13 protein-coding genes are annotated in these 21,945 nt (G+C 72.7%); 7 read left to right on the top strand and 6 right to left on the bottom strand.

Going from position 1 to position 21,945, the window contains the following annotated elements:
* Positions 1-40: 40 nt before the first annotated feature.
* The 4 genes from MXD59_RS03705 to MXD59_RS03720 all read left to right on the top strand — a co-directional run bounded on the left by MXD59_RS03705 (position 41) and on the right by MXD59_RS03720 (position 7,270).
* Positions 41-1,174: a GuaB3 family IMP dehydrogenase-related protein gene (locus tag MXD59_RS03705; protein ID WP_248823414.1), complete on the top strand. Its 1,134-nt coding sequence runs from the start codon at positions 41-43 to the stop codon at positions 1,172-1,174.
* A gap of 72 nt (positions 1,175-1,246) precedes the next feature.
* Positions 1,247-2,659 carry a hypothetical protein gene (locus MXD59_RS03710; RefSeq protein WP_248823415.1) on the top strand — a complete coding sequence of 471 codons (1,413 nt, stop codon included), beginning with the start codon at positions 1,247-1,249 and terminating at the stop codon, positions 2,657-2,659.
* Between the two features lie 235 nt (positions 2,660-2,894).
* Positions 2,895-5,729, top strand: coding sequence for a hypothetical protein (locus MXD59_RS03715; protein WP_248823416.1), 2,835 nt, complete (start codon positions 2,895-2,897; stop codon positions 5,727-5,729).
* Positions 5,730-5,863: 134 nt separating this feature from the next.
* Entirely contained in the window at positions 5,864-7,270 is a 1,407-nt protein-coding gene (locus MXD59_RS03720; protein ID WP_248823417.1) for an ABC transporter substrate-binding protein, read from the top strand.
* A 94-nt stretch (positions 7,271-7,364) separates the two neighbouring features.
* Here the strand turns inward: MXD59_RS03720 and MXD59_RS03725 are convergent, their stop codons facing one another.
* The 4 genes from MXD59_RS03725 to MXD59_RS03740 are packed head-to-tail and all read right to left on the bottom strand — an operon-like array spanning position 7,365 to position 12,675.
* Positions 7,365-7,961 (bottom strand): GTP-binding protein, encoded by a 597-nt coding sequence (locus tag MXD59_RS03725; RefSeq protein ID WP_163547519.1) that lies wholly within the window; start codon positions 7,959-7,961, stop codon positions 7,365-7,367.
* The gene (locus MXD59_RS03730; RefSeq protein WP_163547518.1) at positions 7,942-8,301 is read right to left on the bottom strand and encodes a DUF742 domain-containing protein; all 360 of its coding nucleotides are present in this window, start codon (positions 8,299-8,301) and stop codon (positions 7,942-7,944) included. Before MXD59_RS03730 ends, MXD59_RS03725 begins: the two co-directional genes overlap by 20 nt.
* Positions 8,302-8,326: 25 nt before the next feature.
* Positions 8,327-8,749, bottom strand: coding sequence for a roadblock/LC7 domain-containing protein (locus tag MXD59_RS03735; RefSeq protein WP_163547517.1), 423 nt, complete (start codon positions 8,747-8,749; stop codon positions 8,327-8,329).
* The gene (locus MXD59_RS03740) at positions 8,746-12,675 is read right to left on the bottom strand and encodes a sensor histidine kinase (protein ID WP_308301636.1); all 3,930 of its coding nucleotides are present in this window, start codon (positions 12,673-12,675) and stop codon (positions 8,746-8,748) included. The genes MXD59_RS03735 and MXD59_RS03740 overlap by 4 nt, the downstream gene beginning before the upstream one ends.
* Positions 12,676-13,303: 628 nt before the next feature.
* On the opposite strand from MXD59_RS03740, the gene guaA reads away from it, so the two are divergent.
* The 3 genes from guaA to pcrA all read left to right on the top strand — a co-directional run bounded on the left by guaA (position 13,304) and on the right by pcrA (position 19,025).
* The gene (gene guaA / locus MXD59_RS03745; RefSeq protein WP_372511897.1) at positions 13,304-14,920 is read left to right on the top strand and encodes a glutamine-hydrolyzing GMP synthase; all 1,617 of its coding nucleotides are present in this window, start codon (positions 13,304-13,306) and stop codon (positions 14,918-14,920) included.
* A gap of 208 nt (positions 14,921-15,128) precedes the next feature.
* Positions 15,129-16,406: a threonine ammonia-lyase gene (locus tag MXD59_RS03750; protein ID WP_248823419.1), complete on the top strand. Its 1,278-nt coding sequence runs from the start codon at positions 15,129-15,131 to the stop codon at positions 16,404-16,406.
* A 63-nt stretch (positions 16,407-16,469) separates the two neighbouring features.
* A complete protein-coding gene (gene pcrA / locus MXD59_RS03755; RefSeq protein ID WP_248823420.1) occupies positions 16,470-19,025 on the top strand; it encodes a DNA helicase PcrA in 2,556 nt (851 codons plus the stop codon).
* A 48-nt stretch (positions 19,026-19,073) separates the two neighbouring features.
* Here the strand turns inward: pcrA and MXD59_RS03760 are convergent, their stop codons facing one another.
* Together MXD59_RS03760 and MXD59_RS03765 are read right to left on the bottom strand one after the other, a co-directional pair.
* On the bottom strand, positions 19,074-19,988 hold the full coding sequence (locus MXD59_RS03760) for an esterase/lipase family protein (RefSeq protein WP_248823421.1): 915 nt from the start codon (positions 19,986-19,988) through the stop codon (positions 19,074-19,076).
* Positions 19,989-20,160: 172 nt separating this feature from the next.
* Positions 20,161-21,708, bottom strand: coding sequence for a carboxyl transferase domain-containing protein (locus tag MXD59_RS03765; RefSeq protein WP_248823422.1), 1,548 nt, complete (start codon positions 21,706-21,708; stop codon positions 20,161-20,163).
* Between the last annotated feature and the right edge of the window lie 237 nt (positions 21,709-21,945).

A 21,945-nucleotide genomic window follows, 5' to 3' on the forward strand; every position in this document is an offset into this window, starting at 1 on the left:
CCGGGGCCAGGCCACCGGCTGGAGTCAGGAGACCGCAAGCGTGGCAGAGGTCGAGATCGGCATTGGTAGGAACGCGCGGGTCGCGTACGGTCTCGACGCCGTCGGCATCGTCCCGTCACGGCGCACCCGTGACCCGCGGGACGTGTCGCTGGGCTGGGAGATCGACGCCTACCGGTTCGACCTGCCGCTGGTGGCCGCGCCGGCGGACGCCATCACCTCACCCGCGTCCGCGATCGCGCTGGGCCGGCTCGGTGGGCTGGGCATCCTGCACGTCGAGGGGCTGTGGACCCGGTACGAGGCACCGGAGCCGCTGATCGCCGAGGTGACCGACCTCGGCATCACCGCGGGCCCCGCGGTGGCCAACGCCCGGCTGCGCGAGCTCTACGCCACCCCGGTCGACCCCGACCTCATCGCCCGTCGGCTGGGGGAGCTGCGGGAGGCCGGGGTGACCGTCGCCGCGGCGCTGCGACCGCAGAAGGTGCGGGCGCTGTCGGCGCATGTGCTTGCCGCCGGGGCCGATCTGCTGGTCATCCACGGCACCGCCGTCTCCGCCGAACACCAGTCGCGCCAGACCGAGCCGCTCAACCTCAAGCGGTTCATCGGCGAACTCGACCTACCGGTGCTGGTCGGCGGATGCGCGTCGTTCTCCACGGCGCTGCATCTGATGCGGACCGGTGCCGCCGGTGTGATCGTCGGTGTCGGCTCCGGTCTCGGTGACCGGACCCACGAGACACTCGGCGTCGGCGTCCCCCTGGCGACCGCGATCGCGGACGCCGCCGGGGCGCGGATGCGCTACCTCGACGAGTCGGGCGGCCGTTACGTACACGTGATCGGCTACGGCGACCTGCGCACCGGCGGGGACGTCGCCAAGGCGGTCGCCTGCGGGGCGGACGCGGTGATGGTCGACGCGGTGCTCGCCACCGCACAGGACGCGCCCGGCCAGGGCGGCGTCTGGCCGATGAACGTGTTGTCCTCCGACCTGCCCGCCGGGAACTGGTCCCCGGTGGCGGGTACGGCGACCCTGGAGGAGATCGTGCACGGCATCGGCGCCCCCGTGGGCGCGACCGCGGGCAGCCTCGCCGGAGGCCTGCGGGCAGCCATGGCCACGACGGGATACGCCACCCTCAAGGAGTTCCAGAAGGCCGAGATCATGGTCACTGCCGGCCGGCCCTGACACCCGGTCGAATCCGGTGGGGTGCGGGCATGGCACCCTGGGGTCGTCCGTCTCCGGCACGAAGGACGACCGATGCGCCTCGACGAGCATGGCCGCTGGGTCAGTGACGACGGCGCCTACGTCTGGGACGAGGCCGCCCAGACCTGGCAGTCGGTATCCACCGCACCACCAGTCGGCCCCGCCGCGGCGCCGTCCTGGTCGGGCACGAGCGCGCCCTCGGCGCCGTCGGCCCACTCCGGCGCTCCGACCGTGGGTGGGTCAGCCGGCGCCCCGGGGGCGGTCTCCGGCACGGGTACCTCCCGTGCCGGTGCGTCCGGTTCGGGCCCGGTCGAGGCAACCGCCACGGGCGCGCTGCCGGCCTACGGCAGCGCGACCCAGTTCGGCCGTTGGTCCCTGACCGGCGAACACGCCCTCACGACGGAGCAGCCGCAGACCGGCGGCCAGCCCCGGCCCGGTGACCAGACCCGGATGGGCGAGCAGCCCCGGACCGCCGGGCCGATGGCACCGGGCGGGCTCGCGGCCGCCGGCGGCCTGGCCACGACCGGTGGGCTGGGAATGCCCGCCGGGCCGGGTGCGCCGGGCGGGCTGGGTGCCTCTGGTGGGCCAGCGGGCTCGGGCCGGGGTACGGATGCGGCCGGTGGGCCGGGGGCGTCAGCGGGTCCCGGTGCGGTCGGTGGTCTGGGCGCGACGGGCACTCCGGGTGTGGCAGGCGCTCCAGGGACGACCGGTGGGCTGGGCTCGACCGGTGGGCTGGGCTCGACCGGTGGGCTGGGGGTGGCCGGTGGGCCGCTGGGCGACATCGGGTCGACCGGTCCGGTGGGACGGGCCGGTAACCGGCCGGCCAGTCCCTGGAACGCCGACAGCGAGCAGACCGGTGAGATCCGTCGTGTCGGTGGCGCCGCCACGCACACCGGCGCGACACCGCTGCGGGCCGCGGGCGTCGCGCACTGGGACGACGACCTCGACGACGACTCGCACCTCCCGCCTGGCCGCGACGAGGAGGAGGGACGATCCGGCTGGGCGCCGTCGCGGGGGCGCGCGGACGGGCGGGTGCCCGGGGGAACCCCGCCGGCGCGCCCCGGGGCCGTCGGCCCGGATGCGGGGATCGGGGGCCGACTGTCCGCGTTGACGCGGCAGGCCCGTCAGCGACCCATCGTGCTGATCGTCGCCACCGTGGCGCTGGTCTGCCTGGGTCTCACCCTCGTCGGTTACCTTGCGCTGGGTGGCGGCGACTCGGGCACCGGGCAGACCGCGGGCGCCACGACCTCCGGGCACGCCCAGTACGACAAGGACGTTCGAAACGCCTACCTCGGATCCTGCCTGGACGTCAGCAACGGAAACGAGAGCTACTGCACCTGCACGCTGGACAAGCTGGAGGCCACGTACACCCAGGAGGAGTACCGGCGATTCAGCGCGAGCGTGCAGTCCGAGTCGTCGCAGCGGATCGTGCGGGAGATCTATGCCGCCTGCCGAGACAAGCGATGACAGACTCCCGTGTAAAATCGTTCGACAACATCGTTGGCACAATTTTTTGCCGCACCAACCGGTTCCTGACGAGGCACCGGCACGCTTTTTTCGATCTTCTTGCTGACCTGGGGGGCAGGAGATGCCGCCCGATGATCATGTATCGCACCGTCTCACAGCGCACCGCGGCTTTCGCGCGTGACCGCGGCCTCAGGGCCGCCGGATCGCCCGGCGCGGCGTGGCGGGTGATCGTCCGGTGACGACGTCTGACGCCGACCTCAACCGGCCCGCCCCGGTCCGTCGTGGCGACGACTTCTTCGCGGTCGAGAGGGTCGGCGAGCCCGAACCGGCGCCCGCGGCGTCCCACTGGGAGCCGGCGCTGTGGCCCTCGCCCCCGACGCCTCCCGTCGAGCCCGCCGCCGGTCCGAGGTCCGCCGGCGCCGTCTCCGCTGGCCCGGTTTCCGCTGGCCCGGTTTCCGCTGGCCCGGTTCCCCCGGGGACGGTGTCGGGCGGGGCGCGTCGGCACGCGGACCCGTTCGATGTCACCAGCACCTGGGACGGGGCGACCGCCGCCTCCGCGTCGGGAATCTCGGTCGCACCGCCCACCGCTGACCCACCCAGGTCCGTCCCGGCGGTGTCCTATCTGCCGTCCGTCTCGCCGACCGGGCCAGACCCCGCCACCCGGGTGGGTGCGCCGAGCGGCCACGGGGAGAACGGCTTCGACCACCGCCCGGAGAGCATCCGCCCGGAGAGCATCCGCCCGGAGAGCATCCGTGCGGAGAGCACCCGGTTGGACGACACGTCGGGTCCGGCCACGGCCCGTGCGGTCGAGGCGGACCCGGGGCAACGGCCGCGGTACTCGTTGCCCGCGCCACCGCCGCCGGTCGCGAGGTCCGGTTCCGATTCCGCGTACTCCGACCCGTTCACCGGCGGTTTCCCGATCTCGGCCCGTCCGGTGCCGGCGACCGGCCGCGGCGGACCCGGCGGACAGCTCCCGGCGTCCCGGCAGGTTTCCGCCTCCCCGCCGGTGGCCACGGCGGCACCCGTGCAGGCGCCCGCCTCGGCGCGCGCGGGTGCGTCGGGGGCGTCCCAGCAGGCACCGCACCCGAGTGGCGGTCGCGAGGGCGCGGCCATCCGGCGCCGCGCCGATCCGTGGAACGGCCACAGCGCCCCGCGGCTGCGCCCGCTTCCCAACGGCGATGCCGCGGCCCGGGCAGCAGGCGGTGCGCTGGACGAGCCGCCGCCGGCCTATCCGTCCACACCGCCCCGAGGCTTCGGTCCGGACAGCTACTCGGCACCCGAGTACTCGGCACCCGAGGTGTCCCGCGGGAGCGGCGCCGGGGCCTGGCGCGCCGCCGATCCCCTGGGGCTTGGCGCACCGGCCGCACCTGGAGAGCCCTCGATGGCGCCGCGCGGCCGGGCCCGTCAGCCTGGTCCCGATGACTCCGGCTGGCGTAATCCGCTCGCCGACACGGGCAGCTTCGTGCGTCCGCTGCCGCCGTCCGGCGCGCCCGCGCCTGCCTCGGACCGGATGGATCCGCTGTCCGGGCCGCTACCCGGGCTGCCCGCACGGCCCGGGGGAAGCACGCTCGGCCCAGGTGCCTCCGCCCTGAGCCCCGGCGGCCAGGTGAGTCCGGGTGGCCAGGTGAGTCCGGGTGGGCACGTCCTTGCTGGCGGTCAGGCAGGTCCCGGCGGGCAGGGCAGTCCCGGCGGGCAGGGCAGTCCCGGCGGTCAGGGAAGCCCGGCTGCCGCTGCCGGCTCGGGCTGGCGGATGTCGGGCAGGGGTGGAGCCGACGCTGGTGGCGCGCGGGTGTCACCGGAGCGTGGTGGCTCGTCGCCGCGGCGGGTCGAGGAGACGATGACGTCGGTCCGGCCGCTCTACCGGCCCGGTGGCTCGGCACCGGGCGCGCCCGCCCCGCCGGCGGCGCCGGTCGCCACCGGGTCGGCCCCGGTCGCGAGACGGTCCGCGCCGGTCAGCAGCCCTGCTCGGCCCGCGGCGATGCCCGACCCGGGACGTTCCGGACGTCCCGGTGCCACACCAGTCCCGTCCCGACCCGGCCGTCGACCCGAGACGCCGGCCGAGATGACCTCGCTCGTCCCCCGCCGCGCGGGTGGCGGCGGGCGGAGCCGGCCAGGTGCGGGGGAGGCCCCCGGCGAGGACGACAGCGGCTGGCAGCCGTCCAGGTCGGTGCGCAAACCCAGCGGACGCAGCGTTCCGGCGGATCGCCGCCGCACCCCGAACCCGATCACGGACACGAACAGCCTGCAGCCGGTCGCCTCCGGTGGTGGGCCGGCCGGAGAGCGACCGGAGGACCGGACGGGGGCGTCCGAGCGGACCGGTGGACGTGGTCGGGCCGACACCGGCGAACGCAGGCGGCGGGCCAGCGGGCCGGGCCGGGCGCTGACCGGCACCGGCGGGCATCGCGCCGCTCGGGCGGCCGGCGACACCACCGGTGCGCACACCGGACCCAGGCGGCGGGCCGGTCGGGACGCCACCTCGTCCACGCTGCTCGAACCGGCCGATCAGGTGCGAGCCGCCGCGGACGACCTCGACGACGACCTGGCGCCCCAGGACCGGCTGGCCTGGCTGCGCCAGGGCTGGATCGGACCGTTGGCCGTCGCCCTGGTCGTCTCGCTGCTCGCCGTCGGCGGCTATGTCGTGCTGCGCGGCGACCAGAACGGCGCGACGCCGACCGCGACCGCGGACAGCAGTACCGCCCCGGTCATCCCCACCAATCCCGACGCGCTGGTCGGCAAGGCGATGATTGACGGGGCGTGGCAGTGCCGGCTGGTGACGGCGATGGCTCCTGAGCTGAAGCTGTCCAGCGAGGTGGTCGGGACGCTCGTCGTCGAACGGACGGCCGGTGGCTACCAGTGGGCCGGGCAGGCCGGCCAGTACACGATTACGGCGGTGTCGGGCAACGACGGCGCCAACGTGATCGGCGATGTCAGGTTCACCAGCGGGCCGCTCAAGGATCTGACCGCCACCCACATCGCCAAGCCCGGCGGCGGAATCCGCGGGAAGGCGCAGGGCACCCTGGATCTCAAGGCGAGCGGTTCGGCGCCGCACCGATTCTGCGGCGTGAACTGAGCACATTCGATCCCCTGCTGACGGTAGGCAGTCCCGGCGGTATGTCGCTTACATCCGATTAGGGGGATCAGGTCGGTCGCAGTGGCACCGGACCCGGTTGTCGGGTTTAAACCGGGGTGGGGCAGGATCGGTCCATGCTCAGCTCAGACGGTGGCACGAATGGCGATTGCGGCTCGGCCGCGCGGACGCGGACGGACGCGGTCGGCGGGATGCCCGCCGGGCCGCCGCGGGTGCCCGACGCCCCGTCCCTCGACCGACGCCGGCTGCTGCGCTGGGCCGGGACCGCGGCCGTCGCCGCGCCGGCTGCGGGGCTGCTGGCGGCCTGCGGCGGGTCATCGTCGAGCGCCAGCGCGGCCCGCAAGGTGCGCATCGGCTACGTGCTGCCCCGCACCGGCACCCTGGACGCCTACAGCGCTGTCGACTCCTTCATCGTCACACGGATGCGCAGGCTGCTCGCCGACGGCATCAAGGTGGGCGGCCGCACCTACCCGGTGGAGATCCTCGTCCGTGACTCCCAGTCGGACCGGCACCGGGCGGGTATCGCCACCGCCGACCTGATCTACAAGGACCACGTGGATCTGGTTCTGGCCGGCGGCACCTCCGACACGGCCATTCCGGTCGCCGACCAGTGCGAGATCAACCAGGTGCCGTGCATCTCCAGCGTCGCGCCGTGGCAGTCATGGTGGAACGGCCGTGGCGGCAATGTCGACATGCCCTTCCACTGGACGTACCACTTTTACACCGGCCTGGAGGACATCGTCTCCGCCTATGTGGCGATGTGGCGGCAGCTGGGAATCACCAAGGTGGGCCTGGTCTACACCGCCGACGATGACGGTGGTGCCTTCGCCAACCAGGACTTCGGCATTCCGTCGGTCCAGAACTTCGGCTTTCGGGTGACCTCGCCCCGGGAGGGCTTCGACACCGGAACGACGGACTTCGGGGCGTACGCGTCGGCGTTCGACTCCGCGGGAGTCGAGGCGGTCGTCGGTGTCATGCCGACCGCGGACTTCGACGCCTTCCAGCGCACGATCCGCAACGGTACCTTCACCCCCAAGGCGATGACCTTCTCGAAGGCCCTCGACTTCCAGGAGGACGTGCGGACCTTCGGGTCCAACGGCGACGGGCTCACCACCGAGATCGGCTGGTCGCCGTCCCATCCCTACCGCAGCTCACTGGACAACCGGGCCGCCAAGGATCTGGCGACCGACTTCATCGGCAGCACGGGCCGGGTCTGGACGCCGGTGCTCGGCTTCGTCAACGCGCTGTTCGAGGTGGCGGTCAAGGCACTGGGCGGCGCCGAGTCGCTGGAGCGGGAGGCCATCGTCGCGGCGATCCGTGAGGTGGACGCCCAGACGATCGTCGGTCCGGTGGCCTTCGGGTCCCAGCCGAACGTGCCCAAGAACGTCGCGCAGGTCGCCGCCGTCGGTGGCCAGTGGGCACAGGCCGACAACGACCTGAAACTGCAGATCGTGAACAACAGCGGCAACAGCCGCATCCCCACCGACGGCCAGCTGCGCCAGCTACCGTCCGGCACCGCCTGATCGGACCCGGCCCGCGACACCGGTGTGAAGTCCGGCCGGGCCCGCCGGGGACCCGGCCGGGGCGAGCTTCGGCTCCCCGGCCGGGTGGCCCCCGTCAGGCCCGGGCGGCGGCCCTGGACATCGTGTGTTCCACCACCGCGATCAGCGCGCTCTTGGTCGAGTCCCGGTTGCGGGCATCGCAGGTGATGATCGGAACGTTCGGGTTGATCTGCAACGCCTCGCGGACGTCCTCGATGGAGTGCCGCAGAATGCCGTCGAAGCAGTTGACGCCGATGACGAACGGCAGCTGGCGCTGCTCGAAGTAGTCGACGGCGGCGAAGCAGTCGGCCAGTCGGCGGGTGTCGGCGAGCACGATCGCGCCGATCGCGCCGCGCACGATGTCGTCCCACATGAACCAGAAGCGGTACTGCCCGGGCGTCCCGAACAGGTAGAGGATCAGGTCCTCGTCGAGGGAGACACGGCCGAAGTCCATCGCGACCGTGGTCGTGGTCTTGTCCGACAGGTGGGTCAGGTCGTCGACGTGCGCACCGGCCTCGGTCATCACGGCCTCGGTGCGCAGCGGAACAATCTCCGACACCGAGCCCACGAACGTGGTCTTCCCGGCGCCGAAGCCGCCCGCGACCACGATCTTCACCGAGGTCGTGGCGACGGAGGAGTTCACCCTCCTGTTGTCAGAGCTTTCGAAGGCCACTGAGAACCCTTTCGAGCAGCGCGAGATCCGGTGCCTCGTCGCGGTCAGGCTGCTGGTAGACGCGGACGATGCGTTCGTCCGCCATGTCGCCGACCAGCACCCGGGCGACCCCGAGCGGGACTCGGAGGCCGGCGGCGATCTCCGCGATCGATCGCACCTGCCGGCACATGGCGGCGATGGACTGTTGCTCGAGGTTGAGGCCGACGATCCGTTCCTCGCCCTGCGGGGTCGTGATGACCAGCGCCTCGATGGCGAGTTCGTAGCGCGACCGTGTGCGCCCACCGGTCATCGCATAGGGCCGGACCACCGGACCGGGCGCATTGTCGGGATCGATACTCACCCTGACTCCCCGTGAGACCGTTCGTTCACCGCGGAAGCGTTCCCTGTAGCTCGGCGCGCAGAGCCGGGGTCAGGACATCCCGGGCCCGGCTGACCAGCAGGGCCATCTCGTAGCCGACGAGGCCGATGTCGCAGGACGGCGCGGCGAGCACCGCCATGCTCGCGCCATCGCTGATCGCCATGATGAACAGGAACCCGTGTTCCATCTCCACGACCGTCTGCGTCACCGCCCCGGCCTCGAAGACCCGGGCGGCGCCCTGGGTGAGACTGACCAGTCCCGAGGCGACCGCGGCGAGCTGGTCGGCCCGGTCCCGGGGGAAACCGTCCGAGACGGCCAACAGCAGGCCGTCCGCGGACACCACCACGGTGTGGGCAACCCCGGGTACACGGTCGACAAAGTTGTTGATCAGCCAGTTGAGGTTCTGGGCATCAGAACTCACGGGTGTCACCGTTCCTCCTGCGCGTCACGACGGGGATTGCTCGTGGTGTCGACTCCGACATCACGTCCTTGCCGTACGCCCTGGTAGAAGCTGGCCAACCGGCCACCGACAGCTTCGGGGGACCGGGACGCGGTCTCGGCGGGACGCCGGCTTGGCGCGGGTTCGGCGCTGCCGGGCACGAGATGGGTCATGGGGACTCGCACCGGTAGGCCCGAGCTCGTCAGGCCACCGGAGACCGGTCGGCGGGACGCCTCGGCTGCCTGCCAACCGGCGTCGCCGGGAGAGCTCCAGCCCTCCCGGCCTGCTGGCTGCGTCGGCTGGGCTCCCAACGGCTGGGGACCTGACGGTGGCCCACCTGCCTGGTAGGCCGCCGAGGCCGCCGCGGGCTGCGGAGAGGTCTGGGCGGCCCGGGCGGGCACGGGCGGGGCCGACTCCACCACGGGATCACCGGCCGGTGTCGGCCGGGACCCGGACAGCGGGTCGTGGCCCGGACGCAGCGGCACGCGGTGCCCGAAGGCGCCGCCGATGCCCGGACGTCCGGCTGGCCGCACCCCAGGAGCACCCGGTGCGCCGGACTCCTGGGCCTCGAGCCGAGGACGCAGCGGCGGTGCCGGTGCCGCCGCTGCGGCGGCCTGTGCCGACGCGGGAGCGCCGCGTCCGTTGGCGCCCTGCGCCCCGGCCGACGTCGGGGTACGGCGCTGGAACCAGGCCGACACCGAATCGAAGATCGGCGACGTCTCGGCGTCATCGGTCTCGGCCGCGTCCGCCTCCGCTTGCGCGGTGTCCGGCTCCGGCGCTGACCGAGCGGCCTGCCGCCCTGCCTGAGCGGCCTGAGCCGACGAGGCCAGCTGTGTCGGGGTGGCCGGCCTCGTCGGGCCGGTCGTGGGTCCGGTCGGGGTGGCCGGCGCTGCCGGCTGCTCGTCCGCGGGGACGACGCGCTGCGGGCCGGTCCGTGGGCCGGTCTGCGGACCGGTCGGTGGTTCGGACCGTGGTTCGGACCGGGGTCCGATCTGCAGTCCCGTCTGGGGTCCGGTCCGGGATTCGGAGGGCGGCTCGATCCGGTCGCGGCCGCGCGGGCCGGTGGGTGCCTCGCCACCGGGCGCTGCCGGGCCCTTGGCGGAGCGTGGGCCGGTGGGCCCCGGCGTCACCGAGATCCCCCCCGGGCGCTCCCGCACCGGCAGGGGCGCCGGCTCGCTTGGTGCGACCTGCGGCTTCTCCGGCCTGGGCTGGGTCGACCAGCGGCTGTCCGGGAAGGAGATCTGGCTGGTCGGCTCACCCGTGGCCGGCTCCCGGCGGGGGAGCCCACGGCGTCCGATCGACTCGGTGTCGGGGTTGAGGCCGTCCGGTGCGCGCCGACCGCTCGGTTCACCGCGACCGCTCGGTTCACCGCGGTCGCTGGGCCCGCGGTCGTCGCCTGGCGGGGTGGCCTGTGGTCCGGTCGGACCGCCACCGCCCGGTGTGGGTCCGGTGGGTCCGGTGGGACGGCTCGGGCCGGTGGCGCGGTTGCGGGGGTCGTCCGTGGACCGCCCGCGGACCGGCAGGTTCTCCCCGTCGGGGCCGAACTTGTCGAGCCCAAGGCCCGGCCGGGTGGGCAGGGGGACCGGGCCGGTGCGGTCGGTGCCCAGCGGTGTCGCCATCGGCCCGGTGAGCGGGAAGGGTCCGGTGCTGGGGAGCCGCTGCGTGCTGCTGGAGTCCTCGAACAGGCTTCCCGGCGCGGCGGGGGTGCTGCCGACCGGGGTGTGGTGCCCGTTGCTGGAGCCGTTGGCGGAACCGCCGGCCGCGGCCGGCAGCGCGGGAGTGGGTCCGGCGCGCCCGGCCGGCTCGGCACCGATGGCCGGGCGCGCGGCGCTGTCGGCGGCGGGCAGGGCGGGGGACGCGGTGGCGGTTGGCCGGTTGATGGCCGGCACGCGGCCGGCGCCGCCGGCGCTGTCGCCGGTGACCAGGCGGGCGGGCAGTCGCACGACCGCGGTGATCCCGCCGGAGGAGGACTCACGCAGCTGCACGCGGATGCCGTGCCGGCTGGCCAGCCGTCCGACGGCGAACAGACCCATGGTGCGGGAGACGGACACGTCCACGACCGGCGGGTTCGCCAGCCGCTCGTTGACCCGCTCGAGCTCCTTGGCGGGCATGCCGATGCCCTGGTCCTCGATCTCGATCATCGCGCCGGCGCCGGGGCCGAGTGAATGACTCGTCACCCGCACGTCGGTCACCGGGGGCGAATAGGACGTGGCGTTCTCCAGCAGCTCCGCGACCAGGTGGACGACGTCGCTGACACCGTTTCCGGCGATGGACACCGGGGCGGCGGTGGTCTGCTTGACCCGGGTGTACTGCTCCACCTCGGAAATGGCCGCCAGGACCACCTCGTTGAGTGGGACGGGATGGGTCCAGCGTCGTGCGGTGTCGGTTCCGGCGAGAACCAACAGGCTCTCGTTGTTCCGCCGCATTCGGGTGGCGAGGTGGTCGAGTTTGAACAGGTTCGACAGCTGGTCGGGGTCCTGTTCGCGGTTTTCCAGATCGTCGATCAGGCGAAGCTGGCGTTCCACCAGACCCTGGCTTCGCCGGGACAGGTTCACGAACATGGCGTTCACGTTGTTTCGCAGCGACGCCTGTTCGGAGGCCAGCCGGACCGCCTCGCGGTGGACCTCGTCGAAGGCCCGGGCGACGTCACCGACCTCCTCGTCGGTGGTGATACCGACGGGTTCGATCGCGTCGTCGAAGTGCTGGTCGGTGGAGTCCCGCAGTCGGCGGACGGCCTCGGGCAGTCGGCGGTCGGCGACGTCCAGCGCCGCGGTGCGCAGTGCCAGCAGCGGGCGCACCAGCGAACGGGCCACGACCAGCGCGGCCAGCAGGGCGCTGGCCAGGATGAGCACGACCAGCAGGCCGGACAGCAGGGCCCGGCGCTGGATGTCGCTGCGCAGCGCGTCGACCCGCTCGTCGGCGACGTCGAGCATCTTGCCGGTCGCATCGATCCCGATGTCGATGGTCTCTTTCGTGGAGCGGTTCCAGATTTCCGTGGAGATGTCGAGCCGCTGGCCGATCGAGGCGTTGAGGATCTTCTCGATGATGTTGTCGGTGTTCTTGATGTCGCCGCTGAAGTCCGCGTCGACCGTCGGCCGGTAGAGAGCGAGCAGCGCGGGGTTCTGCAGGTCCTCGATCACGGACTGGTCACGACCGCGCTGGGTCTCGGCGGACAGGAACTCGCGGAAGTCGGACTCGAGGAAGGGTGTGCCCCGGCCCTCGATCAGACGCAGGATGAGCGCCTGTTGTTCGGCGAGGAGTTCGGTCGCCGAGAGCTGGTAGAACGCCGCGCTGACGGCGTCGTCCAGCTGCTGGTCGTCATTTCCCTGCGGGATGAGTCGAACCAGCTCGAGCAGCGAGTCGATGATGGGAGCGAACGCCGTGCTGACCGCGCGGGCGTCGACGAGCCGCTGGATGGCCTGCCGTTTGGCGGGCAGCGTGCTCATCCGGTCACGCACGTCGTCGAGTGCGGAACGGACTGAGGAACCGAACGAGTCGTGCCGCTTGTCCGCCACCGCGGTGTATGCCCGATAGGCATCGTTGACCGCTGACTGGCGAGCCGGGATGGGGTCCGCGTTGCGGGATCCGATCGGGCCGCTGGCGACGAAGCCGGTGCTGTACGTCCGCTCCAGCTGCAACGTCTGGACGAGGGTGACCGCGGACTTGCTGATCCGGGTGAGGTCGGAGACCCGGTTGACGTCGCGGGTGTTGGTCAGCACGGAGCCGGCCGCGATCGAGGAGTAGGCCAGAATCGCGACGACCGGAACGATCAGGATCGCGATCAGTTTGGTGCGGACTCGCCAGTTGGTGGGGGTGGCGACCGCATGGCGAAGCCGGCTCAGGCCCGACCCCCCCGGTCCTCTGGGCGCCGACGGATGATCGTCACGCTGCGTAGCAGCGCCGTCCTCGTTGTCCACGGGCAAACCCTGGGCCGAGGTCGGCTCCGAGTCTGCGGCGATGCCCGTGCTACTGGCCATCGGTTGTCTGCGCACGTACCTTCGCAACCTCTCCGCCGGCCCCCGGAACACATCGTGCCGGAGGGCTCGGTATCGGGCCCGGATGTCCCTTGTCAAGCACCATAGCGGTACGAAGTCGGCATCCGAAAGGTGCCTACCGTAAGCCCGTTCGTGGCCAGGTGTCCGTTGTAACCGGAGTGCGCGCCGTGACCGTCCGGGTAACCCGGCACGCGACGCAACAACGTACGCCATCGGGCGGCGTGGCTTGTACGGGACAGAGCGGGGGTACGCGCGAAATCCGGCATCTCAGGCATCTACGACACTGACTCTTCCGATGTTCGGGCTTGCCCGCCCAGGATTGCACCTTTGGGGTATTGCACCCCCGGGCGGGTTGGTGCGCCGACGGGGTGCGCCTCGGGGCTCCGCCGACGGGGCCCCAGCGGTCCCGGGCCGGCCGCGGGAGGTCCGTCCACCGGTGCACGCGCCCTCGCCCCACCCGAAGGTGGGCGCGGATCCGTAGGCTGGCGCGGTGAGCGAGATACGACCCGGCGACCCCGGCCACGGTGTGAGATCGCAGGATGACCACGCGGTGGCGAGCCGGTCGGCCAGCCCCGGGGCGGCACCTGTGCGGGCCGGCGCCGGGCACACGGGCAACGACACCGTCCTGGTTCTTGACTTCGGCGCGCAGTACGCGCAGCTGATCGCCCGACGGGTGCGGGAGTGCCACGTGTACTCCGAGATCGTGCCCTGGGATCTGCCGGTCGAGGATCTTCTTGCGCGCAGACCGTCCGCACTCATCCTTTCTGGTGGGCCGCGCTCGGTGTACTCACCCGGCGCACCCCGGGTTGATCCCGCGTTGTTCGAGACCGGTCTGCCGATCCTCGGTATCTGTTACGGCCACCAGGTGATGGCCCAGGCGCTGGACGGGGTGGTGGACCGGACCGGAACGGCCGAGTACGGAGCGACCCGGCTGCGGGTGTCCGAGCCCGGCGTCCTGTTCGACGGGCTGCCGACCGACCAGCAGGTGTGGATGTCCCACGGTGACTCGGTCTCCCAGGCCCCGCCGGGCTTCCTGGTGACCGCGTCCACCCCGTCGACGCCGGTGGCCGCGTTCGAGGACCGTCAGCGGCGGCTGTACGGGGTGCAGTTCCACCCGGAGGTGCTGCACAGCGAGCGTGGCCTGGACGTGCTGCGGCACTTCCTGCTGGCCGGCGCCGGGTGCCGACCGACCTGGACGATGGTCAACATCGTCGACGAGGCGGTCGCCGCGGTGCGCGCGCAGGTGGGCAGCGGCCGGCTGATCTGCGGGCTCTCCGGCGGTGTCGACTCGGCGGTGGCCGCGGCCCTCGTCCACCGGGCGGTCGGCGACGCGCTGACCTGTGTGTTCGTCGACCACGGTCTGTTGCGTGAGGGCGAGGCCGAGCAGGTCGAGCGGGAGTTCGTCGCCTCCACCGGTGTCGAACTCGTCCACGTGAAGGCGGCCGACCGGTTCGCCGGCGCGCTCGCCGGGGTCAGCGAACCCGAGCAGAAGCGGAAGATCATCGGGCGGGAGTTCATCCGGGTCTTCGAGGAGGCGGCCCGCGAACTCGAGGCCCGCGCCGAGGCCGAGGGCGCGACGATCGACCATCTGGTGCAGGGCACGCTGTACCCCGACGTGATCGAGTCCGGTTCCGCCACCGCGGCCAAGATCAAGTCCCATCACAACGTCGGCGGCCTGCCGGACGATCTGCAGTTCGGCCTGATCGAGCCGCTGCGTTCGCTGTTCAAGGACGAGGTGCGCCGCCTGGGTGAGGAACTCGGCCTGCCCGAGGAGATCGTCTGGCGTCAGCCGTTCCCCGGGCCCGGGCTCGCCGTGCGCATCATCGGCGAGGTCACCCCCGAGCGCCTCGACGTCGTGCGCGCCGCCGACGCGGTGGTCCGCGACGAGATCCGCCGCGCCGGGCTCGACCGGGAGATCTGGCAGGTCTTCGCGGTCCTGCTCGCCGATGTGCGCTCCGTCGGAGTGCAGGGCGACGAGCGCACCTACGGCCATCCGATCGTCCTGCGCGCCGTGACCAGCGAGGACGCCATGACCGCAGACTGGGCCCGGTTGCCGTACAACCTGCTCGAGCGGATCTCCAACCGGATCGTCAACGAGGTTCCCCAGGTCAACCGGGTGGTCTACGACATCACGTCGAAGCCGCCAGGGACCATCGAGTGGGAGTGAGTCGGCCGTCCGCCGGGGTCGGGGCCGCGTTTGACGTCCCGGCCCCCGGCGGGCACCCTTGAGGTGTGACCCTGCACCAGATGGCCATTACGTAGGCGCGCACCCGCATCCCGGGCTCGCGCGCCCTGCCCTTCCGTCGTTGCGGCGGAGGGGTTTTTTGTTGCCGCGGCCACGGTGAGGTGGTCGCATCGCCATTGGAGAGGCCGCCATGACCGCACCCGCCACCGACGACGAACCGGCATCCACCCCGACGTCCACCGCGTCCGCCCGGCGTGATCTGCCCGCGGGGGTGTCCCTGCCCGCGATCGAGTCCGCGGCGCGGGTCCTGAGCGGCGTCGTGCGGCGGACCCGGGTGGTGCGTGCCGGTGGTCTGGACGCCGGGCTCGGCATGCCGGTCTGGCTCAAGTGCGAGCACGAGCAGCACACCGGTTCGTTCAAGCTGCGCGGTGCCTACCACCGGGTGGCGTGCGCCGATCCGGACGAGCGCGCTCGCGGGGTCGTCGCGGCCAGCGCCGGCAACCACGCCCAGGGCGTGGCGTACGCGGCGGCGGCCTTCGGTGTCCCCGCGACGATCTTCGTGCCGGCCGGTGCCAACCCGGTCAAGATCGCCCGGACGAGAGGCCTCGGCGCCCGGGTCGAACAGGTACCCGGTGGGGTGGAGGCCGCCCTGGCCGCCGCCGCGGAGTTCGCCGCCGCGGGCGGCCGGCTGCTGGTGCATCCCTTCGACGATCCCGCGGTGATCGCCGGGCAGGGCACGATCGGTCTGGAACTGCTCGACCAGGTGCCGGACCTGCGCACGGTCGTGGTCGGGGTGGGCGGTGGCGGGCTCCTCAGCGGGATCGCGGTGGCCCTGCGGGCGCGCCGGCCCGAGGTGCGGGTCATCGGCGTCCAGTCGGTGCTGTCGCCCGCCTTCGCCGCGGCCCTGCGCCAGCCCACGTCCACGGTGGACGGTCCAGCCGTGGACGTGCCGGTGCTGGACGTGCCGGTGCTGGGACGGTCCTGCCGGCGACCGACCCTGCCGCGTTCGCCGGCGTCGGCCATGGGGCGGCGCACGATCGCCGATGGCATGGCGGTACGCGAGCCGGGACGCCTGACCCTGGCGCTGGCCCGATCACTGGTGGACGACGTGGTCACCGTCGACGAAGCGGCCTTCTGGTCGGCGATGGTGTGGCTGCGCCGGTCCGGCCTGGTGGTCGAGCCCGCGGGGGCGGCGCCGCTCGCGGCCCTGCTGCGCCACGGCGGGCTGGCCCGGGGATCGACGGTGGCCGTCCTGTCCGGTGGCAACATCGACCCGGCCGTGGATGCCCGGGTGCGGGCCCTGGCCGGGTCGGCGCAGGTGCCTTCGGCAGACCCGGTCGAGGGTGACCTGGTGCCCGGTGACCTGGTGTCCGGCGACCTCGTGCCGAGCGATCCGGTGTCCAGCGATCCGGTCAGGACCACGGGTGTGGCCAGCCCACCGGGTATGGCCGGATCGCGGTGCCCATAGGGTGGCCACAGGGGTCGGTTCGCCCGCCGACTGGTTCGATGTCGAACGTATGATCGAGGTTGTATGAGCGCACTGTTCGGTGAGTCCTCCGGCGCCGTCGGTGGCGTGCCCTACGACTTGTTCGGTCCGGCCGTCCTGGCCCCCGTGGCAGGAGACGGTTCCGGCGGTTTCGGCGGTCCTGATGCCGCGCCCCGGCTCGACGCGGAGGGCCTGCTCGACGGGCTCAATCCCCAGCAGCGTGCCGCGGTGGTGCACATCGGCGCGCCGCTGCTGGTGGTCGCGGGTGCGGGGTCGGGCAAGACGCGGGTACTCGCCCATCGCATCGCCTATCTGCTGGCGGCGCGCGATGTGCGGCCGGGGGAGATCCTCGCGATCACCTTCACGAACAAGGCCGCCGCCGAGATGCGCGAGCGGGTCGGCGCGCTCGTCGGCCCGCGGGCCCGGGCGATGTGGGTCAGCACGTTCCACTCGGCCTGCGTGCGCATCCTGCGTTCGGAGGCGAAGCGGCTCGGGTTCGCCTCGTCGTTCTCCATCTACGACGCCGCCGACGCCCAGCGCCTGATCGCCCTCGTCACCCGGGATCTCGACCTGGACCCCAAGCGGCATCCCGCCCGGGGCCTCGCCGCGCAGATCAGCAACCTGAAGAACGAGCTGGTCGACTGGGAGCGGGCCCGCGACCGGGCCTCGAGTCACCTCGAGCGCACCGTCGCCGAGGTGTATGCCGCCTATCAGCAGCGTCTCGTGCAGGCCAACGCGCTCGACTTCGACGACCTGATCATGATGACGGTGAACCTGCTGCAGGCGTTCCCCGACGTCGCCGAGCACTATCGCCGCCGCTTCCGACACATCCTGGTGGACGAGTACCAGGACACCAACCACGCGCAGTACGTGCTGATCCGCGAGCTCGTCGGCCAGCCGGCCCACGACGCGGACTCGGCCGCCGCTGACACCGGCGCCGTGGTGGCCGACGCGGGTGCCGACGACCCGGCCGGCACGTCGTCCGCCCTCGACACGGTCACCTGGCCTTCCGGTGCGGTGCCGCCGGGCGAGCTGTGCGTGGTCGGGGACGCCGACCAGTCGATCTATGCGTTCCGGGGCGCGAACATCCGCAACATCGTGGAGTTCGAGGAGGATTTCCCGGCAGCCGCGGTGATCCTGCTGGAGCAGAACTACCGGTCGACCCAGACCATTCTGTCCGCGGCGAATGCGGTGATCGCCCGTAACAACCAGCGCAAGGACAAGCGACTGTGGTCCGATGCGGGCGACGGCGAAAAGATTGTCGGTTTCGTCGCCGACAACGAGCATGACGAGGCGGCTTTTGTCGCCGAGGAGGTCGACCGCCTTACCGATGCCGGGCTCGCCCGGCCGGCGGATGTGGCGGTCTTCTACCGGACGAACGCGCAGAGCCGGGTGTTCGAGGAGATCTTCGTCCGGGTCGGGCTGCCCTACCGGGTCGTTGGCGGGGTACGTTTCTACGAGCGCCGCGAGGTCCGGGATCTGCTCGCCTACCTTCGGGTGCTGGCGAACCCGACCGACACGGTGAACCTGCGGCGCATCCTGAACGTGCCACGCCGTGGCATCGGGGACCGGGCCGAGACGGCGCTCGCGGGCTTCGCCGAGGCGGAGCGGATCGGTTTCGCGGCGGCCCTGGAACGGGTGGGCGAGATCCCGAGCATGGCGGCCCGCTCGACGAAGTCGGTGCGTGAGTTCACCGCCCTGCTCGCCGACCTGCGGGCGCTTGAGGCGGACGGGCCGGTGGCGGTGGTCGAGGCGGTGCTGGAACGCACCGGCTACCTCGCGGAACTGCTCGCCGAGGACACCGTCGAGTCGCAGGGACGGGTGGAGAACCTCCAGGAGTTCGTCGGCGTCGTACAGGAGTTCGTGGAGCGCAACCCCGAGGGCTCTCTCGCCACCTTCCTCGAGCAGGTCTCGCTGGTCGCCGACGCCGACCAGATTCCCACCGACGACGGCTCCGACGGGGTCGTCACCCTGATGACCCTGCACAGCGCCAAGGGGCTCGAGTTTCCCGTCGTCTTCCTCACCGGACTTGAGGACGGGGTCTTCCCGCATCAGCGCACCCTGGGTGACCCGACCCAGATGGAGGAGGAGCGTCGCCTCGCCTACGTCGGGGTCACCCGGGCCCGGGCCCGGCTCTACCTCACCCGCTCGGTGATGCGCAGCGCCTGGGGCCAGCCGGCCCACAACCCGCCGTCCCGCTTCCTCGGTGAGGTGCCGGAGGCGCTCGTCGACTGGCGTCGCCTGGCCGAGGTTGCGCCGCCGCCCCCCGCCCGCACCTGGGGTTCGAGCACGGGTTCGACCACGGGCACCTTCGGTGGTGGCTTCGTCGGCGGATCGGCTGTCGGTGCCAGCAGCGGTGGCGGCTCCGGGGCCAATCGCCGTCCGCTGCCGAACTCCCCGTTCGCTGGGCGGGCCAAGCCGGCGGTGCGGCCGATGGTCGAACTGCGCGAGGGCGACCGGGTGACGCACGACAGCTTCGGGCTCGGCGTCGTGGTCACCATGCGGGGGATGGGTGACTCGACCGAGGCCACGATCGACTTCGGTGCCGAGGCCGGCACGAAGAGACTGCTGCTGCGTTACGCACCCGTCGTGAAACTCTGACCCAGGGGCCCAGCGCATGACCCCGGGGTGCGGGCCACGACCCCGGGGTCAGGTTCGGTCCGTGGGCCGGCTCAGGCTGTGGGCCGGCTCAGGCTGTGTCGGTGGGGTTCTGCGTGGCGCCCCGGTGAGCCAGGCCGTGACCTGGTGGGCCACGGTGCCGCTGAAGGCCAGCGAGTGGTGTCCGAGGCCGGGCACGACGAGGTTGACCGCGTCCAGGTCAGGATGATCGACGACGGCGCTGCCCGGACGGACCACCGTGTCGAGCGCGGCGGCGACGGCGAAGATCCGGGTGTGGCAGTCCGGCGCCGGTTCGCCGAGTTCCGCGATCAGCGGCGAATCCGGCCGTAGCTGACGCAGCAGCGGGTACGGCAGCGCCCGCGGTACCAGTTCGGCCAGCCGGGTGCCGCCGTGCGGACTGGCGAGTGTGATCAGCGTGCCGACCTGCCGGTCGCCGCCCATCCGCTGGACGTAGTACCGCGCGATCAGCCCACCCAGCGAGTGGGCGATGATCGTGACCTGGCCATCGGGCCCGGCGATCCGGGTGACCGCCTCGGCCAGCACCCGCGCGCCGTCCTGCACGCTGGTGGTGAGTAGCGGCAGCTGCACCGGTACCACCCGGCGAAAGCCACGGCGGCGCAGATGGCGGTGCAGCCGGGCGAACACCGACCGGTTGTCGACCAGGCCATGGACGAGCAGCACCGGAGTGGTGGCCGTGTCGGGGGAGCGCACCAGCAGGCCGCGCTGGAGCGGTGCCAGCCCGCCGAGGGAGTAGCCCTCGTCGCGCTGGGTGAGTCGGCGCAGCGCGCCCGCCGGGTACAACGCCAGATGGGTGGCGAGGCAGGCGGTCTCGACGGCGAGGCCGCGGGCGTTCGCCGGGGTCGCGAGCAGGCCGGCGGTGATCGTCCGTGAGCGGTCGCGTTGAGGGGACGGCGACCAGCCGGGGTCGGATTCGGCCACGGTCACCGGGGATGTGGCGGCTATCTCTGATCACTCTCCCTGTTTCGCGCCCGCGTCGGTACCGGGGTCACCGTCCTCGACGCGGCCCGGGTGGCCCGCCGCCGGGCGGGCGCGGCGGGCTCGGTGTGCGCCCGGCTTCGTCCGGGGCGTCCGACCTGTTCCGGGAAACGCAGAAAGATTACAGACTGTTACGTAGTTCTGTCGACCAGCGGGCCCGTCGGAGCCGGCGGCGCACGTCCGGATCCTGTGTGCCCAACCGGGCGCACCACGTGATCGCGGCGCGCGTGATCGTGGCGGCGTCGGTGCCCGGGAGCAGGTCGTCGGCGAAGCCGAGCCGGTGCAGATCGGTGGGGCGCAGCCCGGCGGCGTTCGCCGCCTGCTCGGCGGGAAGTCGTAGCGTCACCGCGGCACCTTCGGGCGAAAGCGCGGTGAAATAGCTCTGCGGTGTCATCAGGAGCACGTCGGTGACGGCCGCGGCGAGCGCCCCGCCGGAGCCACCCTCACCGTGCACGATCGCCACGGTCGGCGACGGGCAGGCCAGCACCGCCGCCATCGCGTCCCCGATCGCCGCGGCGATGCCGGCGCTCTCGGCGGCGGGGCCCGACGCCGCCCCCGGGGTGTCGACCAGTGTGATCAGAGCGCCCCCGAGCTTGCCTGCCAACCGGGCCGCACGCGACAGCAGACGGTAACCGTCTGGTCCCGGTGCGGTGCCGCGGGCCGCGCCCAACGCCACGACCACCGCGAGTGCCGCCTCGGCCGCGACCCGCGGATGTGGCTGCTGGTCCGCCCGGACGGCGGGAAGCCGGCCGATGCGGGCGGCGACGCAGGGGTCGGCGCCGGCGAGGTCGACGCCGTCCGGCAGCAGCGCGTGCAGCAGTTCGGTGCCGGACGGGCGGGCCGCGGCCCTGGTCCGACGCACCTGCTCCCAGCCGGTTCGGGCCACCTCCACGGTGCGCGCCCCGCCCACGGGTGGGGGTGGCGGCGCTGGCACCGGTATCGGTGTGGGTCGGGTCGGTGTCGATGTCGGTGTCGGTTCGAGGGGGGTCGGTTCGAGGGGGGTCGTGGGGGTCGTCGGGGTCAGGGCGGTCAGGGCGCGGTGCAGCCAGTCGGCGACGGCCTCGGGGTCGAGTTCCGCGTCCACCAGGCCGGCAGCCGCCGCGGAGGTGGCCGTATGGCTGTCGGCGGGCGGCGGGGTGCCGGTCATCGCCGCGACCACCCGCGGGCCGGAGAAACCGACGGTGGCACCGGTGACCGCGCAGCGCAGGTCGCTGCGGGAGCCGATGGTGACCCAGACCCCGCCGGTCGTGGGCTGGTCCGCCACGGCGACGTGCCCGATGCCGGCCTCGTCCAGCGCGGCGAGCGCCAACGCCACCCGGGGCAGGCCGACGAGCCCCGCGACCCCCTCCTGGAGGCGGGTACCACCGCTGCGCAGGAACGACACCAGCGGACGGCGGATGGTCGCCGCGTGGGCCGCCGCCGCGGCGAAGCCGGCCGCGTCCGCCTCGCCGAAGCTTCCGCCGTGCACGGTGAAGTCCCACACCGCCGCGACCGCCTCGACCCCCGCTATCGGGCCGGTTCCCCACCTAAGCGCCGGCCGTCCGTCGTAGTCCGGCCAGCCCAGGCGGTTGGGTGACCCGATGCCGATGGGGCGCAGGGCGATACCCGCGAGCAGGGCCGATCGCCACTGGGCAGGAGCGCGCACGCGGGCGTGGCTTGTGCTGTCCATGTCCGCATCTTGCGGGTGCGGACCGCCGTGGTGACCTGTGCGCGGGCCGCGGTGTTCCATGACACGCCGCGAGGAGGGGTCGGCGAGTGGTGTGGCGGGTGATGCTCGAACGATCCGTGATGACGGATGGAAGGGGGCAAATGTGACGTACTGGACGGAACGTCCCGTGCCGGCGATGCACGTACGCTGTGGCGCACAGTCCCCTGCGCGGGCGGGCATTCGCACCACAGTCGCGAC

Origin of the sequence: Frankia umida, from assembly GCF_023242945.1 — a bacterium.
Classification (GTDB): domain Bacteria; phylum Actinomycetota; class Actinomycetes; order Frankiales; family Frankiaceae; genus Frankia; species Frankia umida.

Bases quoted from the DNA above. Each gene is read 5' to 3' on its own strand.
- MXD59_RS03710 (WP_248823415.1), top strand. From the start codon at position 1,247: ATGCGCCTCGACGAGCATGGCCGCTGGGTCAGTGACGACGGCGCCTAC.
- MXD59_RS03720 (WP_248823417.1), top strand. From the start codon at position 5,864: ATGCTCAGCTCAGACGGTGGCACGAATGGCGATTGCGGCTCGGCCGCG.
- MXD59_RS03750 (WP_248823419.1), top strand. From the start codon at position 15,129: ATGACCGCACCCGCCACCGACGACGAACCGGCATCCACCCCGACGTCC.
- pcrA (WP_248823420.1), top strand. From the start codon at position 16,470: ATGAGCGCACTGTTCGGTGAGTCCTCCGGCGCCGTCGGTGGCGTGCCC.
- MXD59_RS03765 (WP_248823422.1), bottom strand. From the start codon at position 21,708: ATGGACAGCACAAGCCACGCCCGCGTGCGCGCTCCTGCCCAGTGGCGA.